This window comes from Thermoflexus sp., from assembly GCF_042408365.1.
Lineage (GTDB): Bacteria > Chloroflexota > Anaerolineae > Thermoflexales > Thermoflexaceae > Thermoflexus.
Genome location: NZ_JBHOQJ010000069.1, coordinates 1 through 6,158, shown reverse-complemented (window position 1 = coordinate 6,158; position 6,158 = coordinate 1). Strand labels below are relative to the sequence as shown.

General features: G+C 62.1%; 5 protein-coding genes and 1 other RNA gene. 5 read left to right on the top strand and 1 reads right to left on the bottom strand.

Annotation, left to right across the window (positions count from 1 at the left end):
• Nucleotides 1-181 precede the first annotated feature (181 nt).
• The 5 genes from ACFMO5_RS03110 (at nt 182) to rsmA (ending at nt 4,876) form a co-directional block, all read left to right on the top strand.
• A complete protein-coding gene (locus ACFMO5_RS03110) occupies nt 182-1,165 on the top strand; it encodes a serine/threonine-protein kinase (RefSeq protein WP_376791306.1) in 984 nt (327 codons plus the stop codon).
• 233 nt (nt 1,166-1,398) lie between these two features.
• Nucleotides 1,399-1,602 (top strand): 30S ribosomal protein S21, encoded by a 204-nt coding sequence (gene rpsU / locus ACFMO5_RS03105; RefSeq protein WP_234977017.1) that lies wholly within the window; start codon nt 1,399-1,401, stop codon nt 1,600-1,602.
• A 281-nt stretch (nt 1,603-1,883) separates the two neighbouring features.
• An RNA gene (ffs, locus tag ACFMO5_RS03100) (signal recognition particle sRNA large type) lies at nt 1,884-2,152 on the top strand.
• 50 nt (nt 2,153-2,202) lie between these two features.
• Nucleotides 2,203-3,639 (top strand): ubiquitin-like domain-containing protein, encoded by a 1,437-nt coding sequence (locus ACFMO5_RS03095; RefSeq protein WP_376791305.1) that lies wholly within the window; start codon nt 2,203-2,205, stop codon nt 3,637-3,639.
• Nucleotides 3,640-3,994: 355 nt separating this feature from the next.
• Nucleotides 3,995-4,876, top strand: a complete 882-nt coding sequence (gene rsmA / locus ACFMO5_RS03090) for a 16S rRNA (adenine(1518)-N(6)/adenine(1519)-N(6))-dimethyltransferase RsmA (RefSeq protein WP_376791304.1) — start codon at nt 3,995-3,997, stop codon at nt 4,874-4,876.
• Between the two features lie 112 nt (nt 4,877-4,988).
• Here rsmA and ACFMO5_RS03085 read toward each other — a convergent pair whose 3' ends face one another.
• On the bottom strand, nt 4,989-5,765 hold the full coding sequence (locus tag ACFMO5_RS03085; protein WP_376791303.1) for a hypothetical protein: 777 nt from the start codon (nt 5,763-5,765) through the stop codon (nt 4,989-4,991).
• Nucleotides 5,766-6,158: the final 393 nt, after the last annotated feature.

Here is a 6,158-nt window from a genome sequence, read left to right as displayed (position 1 = left end):
GGATCCCCTCTCCCCACGGCCCTTCGGGCCGTGGGGAGAGGGGATCCAGAGGGGTGGGGCCATCCGCTTTACCCGAACGGTATGACCTGTCCAGCATCCCTGATCCCCCACGGAGCAGGGAGAAATCAGTTAAAATGAAACGAACTCCTGCATCGCCAGGGTTTTGGGGAAGAGGGCCGCCATGCTCAAGCCGGGGACTTTGCTCCACGGCCGCTATAAGATCTTGCGCCCCATCGGACGAGGGGGGATGGGTGCCGTCTATGAGGCGGAGGATACCTTGTTGGAGGGCCGCCGCTGCGCCATCAAGGAGATCCTCCTCAGCTTCGAGGCCGACCCTGCTTACCGCGAGCAGGCCCGCCTACAGTTCTATCGGGAGGCGAGCGTGCTGGCCCGGCTGGATCACCCCAACCTCCCCAAAGTCTCCGACTACTTCTCCGAGGGAGACCGCGACTACCTGGTGATGGACTTCGTCCCCGGACGCGATCTGAAAGAGCTCATCGATGAGGCCCGCGAGAGCGGCCGGTTCCTGGACGAGCGGACGGTGCTGAGCTGGGCGGAACAGCTCTGCGATGCCTTGGATTATCTCCACCGCCAGGACCCCCCGGTGGTCCACCGGGACATCAAGCCCTCGAACATTAAATTGACCCCGGATGGCCGCATCAAGTTGGTGGACTTCGGCCTGGTGAAGCTCCTAGCACCCGATGAGAACCGAACCATCACCATCCTTCAGGGGCGGGGCACCGCGGCCTATACCCCGTTGGAGCAATACGGGGGCGATGTGGGGCCCACGGATGTCCGCACGGACATCTACGCCTTGGGGGCGACGCTTTACCACCTGTTGACCAACACCCCGCCCCCTGACGCCCGGCAGCGGTTCCTCAAGCCTGACTGTCTGATCCCGCCCCGCGCGATCAATCCGCGCATCTCCCCGCGGGTGGAGCGGGCGATCCTGAACGCGATGGCGATGCACCCAAACGACCGGCCGCCCAACATCGCCGCCTTCCGGGCAGAGCTGCTCGGAACAGCCCCGCCCACCCACCCCGTCGAGGTATGGGCACCGCCGGAAAGCGCCTGGGAGATCCTCTGGCGGCGCCACCGGCTTCTGGCCCTCGTCGCCTTAGGCGCTTTTCTCATCGCACTAATCGCCACACTGATCAAAGGGTGATTAAGGTTGGGGATCAGAAAATAGCGGTGTCTAGGAAAAGATGTGAGGGCAGGCCTTGTGCCTGTCCGTAGGGGCGCCCTTGTGGGTACCCCGACAACGGTGTGGTTTTTACGCTTGCGGCGGAGCGTTGAAATGCACCGCCGATGGGGGAATTGACAATCCTCCTTGCGAACGCTTATAATCAAGGTAGAAGCTGAACCCGAACATGAAAGGGGGTGGGACCGTTGGCCCGGGTGGTCATTGAGGAAGGGGAGTCCTTCGAGTCGGCTCTCAAGCGGTTCAACAAGCAGATCCAGGCCGATAAGCTGCTCTCAGAGCTGCGCCGCCGGCGTTATTATGAGCCGCCCAGCGTGATCCGTAAGCGCAAGAAGGCGGCCAAGCTCCGGAAGAGCCGGCGGACGACGCTCAAGGCACTGCGCGCAGCCGGTTTGCTGTAAGCCCGGTTGTGCGGTGGATCACAGGGGGGTGGGAATCAACCCACCCCCCTGTTTGCTGTCAATAAAAGCCGATAAATTTTCGTTGCAGCGGCTTCGCAGTGATCACCCCATTCGGCAAATATATGGAGCTCACCACAACCGAAAGGGGTAACTACCGATCGCCGTAAGGTAGCTCCCGCCCCCCGCAGATCCCCAATGCCCATTAGCGCGTTGGAAAGCGCAGGGGGAGCAGGCCATTGGCTTGACAGGGGACCTGGAATCCGATACCCTAAAGTTGGCGGCCGTGCTCAGGCGGGGAGGTGGCGGTTCCCTGAACCCGAAATCCGCCAGACGCGGGGCTGACATCCCCTTCGAGGGTTAGCGCGGCCCCTTCAAGCGATCCTTCCCGGCGATGAAGGTCCGGTCCTGCGCGGCGGACCCCGGTGAACCCCGCCAGGCCCGGAAGGGAGCAACGGTAAGCCGTCCCGGTTCGCGCGCCGCAGGGGCGCCGGGCCGGAGCCGATCGAGGGATCGCGGGCGGGGAGAGGCGGGCTCGACAAGGGGCGCACGGCCGCTGTTTATTGAGGGATCCTCAGGTCTCCAGGTTCCGCACGCGCTACCATGAACCGATGGACCTTCCTCAAATGGGGCGCCTGGCTTGGATTAGGCGCTTTCTGCCTCTGGGGTTACTGGCGCTCGCAGCAGACCGTAACCATCCTCCTCGATGATCAGGTCATCACCATTAGAACCCATCAACAAACGGTCGCCGATGTCCTTCGGGAAGCCGGTTTGACGCTGCGCCCCGAGGATGCGGTTTCCCTGCCGCTGGATACTCCGATTCAACCTCCAGCGACGATCCAGGTCCGCCGGGCCCGACCGGTCCGGATCCTCATCGAGGGCCGTGGGGTAGAGCCTTCCCATCGGACCCAGGTTTACACACTCCGCTCCGATCCGCGGGCGATCCTAGCGGAAGCTGGGATCACGCTGGGGCCAGGGGATGTTCTATGGGTGGATGGCCGGCGGAGAGCTCCTGACTCCTTAGTGGTTGATGGATCGATCCCCCAGGAGATCCGGGTAGTGCGCGCCGCCCCATTGGTGCTGCGCCTGGAGGACGGATCCCGCCAGGTGATCTGGACGACAGCGCCTACCGTAGGAGCGGCGCTGCACGAGGCGGGTCTCCCACTGGATCCCGCGGATCGAGTGCTCCCAGGTCCAGAAACGCCGCTGGAGGGGGGCCTTCAGGTCTCCCTGTTCCGCGCCCATCCCATCACGGTGGAAGTCGATGGACGTACCCAAGTGATCTCCACCACCGCGCGCACGGTCCGGGAGCTGCTGTGGGAGCTGGGGATCTCCCTCCACGGCCAAGATCGGGTCATCCCTGGGGAAGAGAGCCCCCTTCATGGAGGGGAGACGGTTCGAGTCATCCGGGTAACGGAAGGATTTGAGATCGAGGAGACCCCTGTTCCCTTTCAGACCATATGGGAGCCCGACCCAAGCATGGAGCTGGACACCTGGGTGCAGAAGGCGCCTGGCCGGAACGGCCTGTTGCAGCGGCGGATCCGGGTGCGTTATGAGAACGGGGAGGAAGTCGCACGGGAGGTCGTGGATGAGACCCTGGTCCGTCCCCCCGAGCCTCGGATCTGGGCCTATGGCACCCGGATTGTGGTGCGCACTCTGGAGACGCCGGAGGGGCCCATCGAATACTGGCGACGGATCCGCATGCTGGCCACCTCATACAGTCGATCGACCGCCGGGGTTCATCCTTCCGCCCCCTATTTCGGCCGCACTCGGACGGGCCTGCCGATGCAGCGAGGGATCGTGGCCGTAGATCCGCGGGTGATCCGCCTGGGTTGGAAAGTGTATGTGCCAGGGTATGGGATCGGGCTGGCTGCGGACACCGGCGGCGGGATCATCGGCCGTCGGATCGATCTGGGATACAACGATGAAGACTTGATCCTCTGGTATCGCTGGGTGGATGTTTACTTGCTGACCCCTGTCCCTCCCCCGGACTCCATTCCCTACATTCTGCCGGAATGGCCGGCTCCACCCTCATCGTGAAAAGGGCGAGGTAACTATTCAGCCTGCCACGTTCGGTTCAAGGCTTCCGCAAAAGAGGCGGAAAGGCTCCACCCCCTCCCCACGACCCTTTGGGCTGTGGGGAGGGGGGATGAAAATATTCCTAAGGGCAGGGCCGCACGTCTTTGGCGTGCGGCCCTGCCCCTAAAGCCCCTCAGAGAAAACCCACGGTGAAACGCCCATATCTGCATTGCGTGAGAACGGCTGAGGAGTGACAGGATAAGGATTTTTCTCCCCCGCTCAGCGAAAGAGCTGGGGGCTCAGGTAAAATTCTGAACAGGGCGCCTTCGGCCCTTGACTGGAACTCCTGATTTTACCGGAAAAGGGCGAGCCGCTATTGAGCGATCGATCCAGCAGTTCAGCGCTGCCTCCCATTTCATGGCCGCAATATTTAAAGGCCCGCGGCATCCGGCCCCGCAAGGGGCTGGGGCAACACTTCCTGATCGATGAGCGGATCCTGGCACGGATCGCAGAGGCGGCCGAGCTGGAGCCGGGGGAGTGGGCGCTGGAGATCGGTGCCGGCCCGGGCACCCTCACCCGCCACCTGGCGTTGCGGGCTGACCACGTGGTGGCTGTAGAGATCGATGAACGGTTCCTGCCACTTCTGCAAGAGGTCCTCTCCCCCTTCCCCAACGTCGCGATTGTCCCCGGGGATATCCTGAAGATGGATCCTGACGCTTTGGTCCAGGGCCATCCCTATCGGGCCATCGGCAACATCCCGTATTACATCACCTCGGCGATCCTCCGTCATCTGATGGAGGCCCCTCGAAAGCCCCGCCGGATCGTCCTGACGGTTCAGCTGGAAGTCGCGCGGCGGATCACCGCCAAGCCGGGAGCGATGAGCCTGCTGGCGGTGAGCGTGCAGGTTTACGGACAACCGCGGGTAGTGGAGCGGATCAAGGCGGGTGCCTTCTGGCCTCGGCCGGAGGTCGATTCCGCCGTGGTGGTCATCGAGCCGTATGAACGACCAGCGGTGGATCTGCGGGATCCCGATTGGTTTTTTGAAGTCGTGCGGGCGGGATTCAGCCAACGGCGCAAGCAGCTTCACAACGCCCTCCGCCACGGCCTAGGGCTCCCAGATGCCTTCGTCCGGGCGGCGCTGGCGGAAGCAAGGATTGACCCGGGCCGGCGGGCGGAGACCCTCTCGCTGGAGGAGTGGGCACGGCTCAGCGCAGCGCTCCAGTCCTTTGGAGAGAGGGGCACTCAGAAGGCACCCTGATAGCCAACGGGCGGCGCTGGAACCACCCTTGTCGGGCTCAATAAAAGATCTCCTCCCCAACGATCGGACGGCTGGGGAGGAGATCGAGCTGTGGATGCAATCCGGGCAGCGATTAGCGGAGCGGGCAGCCCAGGTTGTTATCCGCATCCAACGCCGAAGCCAGGTTCAGCATTGTGCCCCGATCGTTGCTGGCGAGGGCCGCGTTCACGTCGGAAATGACCGCGCCAACGCTCCGCGGGTAATTGACGTCCGGATGAGCTGCGTTCAGCACCGCTGCCACCGCCGCCCGCAGCAGGATCCGCGCCGCTGCCGTTGTGCCCGAACCACCGGGATAGCTCAGCGCAGTGGCCAGACTATCGTTATCGAGCCCGAACCCATCGGGGACATCCCAGACGCTTTCCACCGTTTGGCTGGGCGAGTAGCCTGTTGGTCCCCAGGCATCCAGATGGTTCTTCCAGAAACCAGGCGTGCAGCCTTGGCCGGGCGGTGGGGTGGGTGTAACCGTGGGTGTGGGCGTGGGCGTGACACAAACGAAGTGGCCCTCCGCATGATAGATGTCGTCGCCCACCACATCGGACCATATGTCAATCCAGTAGTAGGTGTCATTCAGGCCGCTACCTCCCGAAGGAGTGGTGGGCCAGTAAACTGCCGGAGTAAAGGCTGCTGGGCCTTTGACCTCACCCCTGAGGGTGACATCAATATTGTTGGGGGGATCATAATAGCGGATCCGCCACCTGTACGTGTCCCCCTCCGGTACACTGCCGAAGCCGAACGTCCCTGTGCAGTCGACGTTAAATCCCGCTGTGGTCGCACCGGTAGACCCGACTAGGCTCGCGAACAAGACAAGCCCGGCAATCAAGATAGTCAAGATAGAGAGTGGCTTCTTCATCGGTTCCTCCCCAATCGTTAGGATCTGTGAAGGATAAACTGCCTTTACCTGTTACTCATGTATCTAAATGATGAGTTCCCAAAGTTGATAAATTAGCAAACAATTGTTATAAAAATGTGTAATTGTTAACCTCCGTGCTTGCTTATAATAGGCATTGAAAGAGGCTGGAATCTTTGAACTTGGTGCACAGCCATCGTTGAAGATGAGGGAGGAACTGTCGTAGACCGTTGAAAGGAGTCGGAAGCTTTTGACTTGGAGCTTAGGGAGCCCAATCCGGAGAGGTGGGAGGCTTGCTACCAAGCGCCCATTGGGGGAAACGCGCGGACCCGCTTCGGGGTGCTTTCCGGCAGGACCACTGTAACGGTGGAATTTCTATGAGGGGCGGGCCGCTTA

What these genes read in the sequence shown, in the direction of transcription:
- ACFMO5_RS03095 (WP_376791305.1), top strand. Translation starts at nt 2,203, where the DNA reads ATGAACCGATGGACCTTCCTCAAATGGGGCGCCTGGCTTGGATTAGGC.
- ACFMO5_RS03110 (WP_376791306.1), top strand. Translation starts at nt 182, where the DNA reads ATGCTCAAGCCGGGGACTTTGCTCCACGGCCGCTATAAGATCTTGCGC.
- ACFMO5_RS03085 (WP_376791303.1), bottom strand. Translation starts at nt 5,765, where the DNA reads ATGAAGAAGCCACTCTCTATCTTGACTATCTTGATTGCCGGGCTTGTC.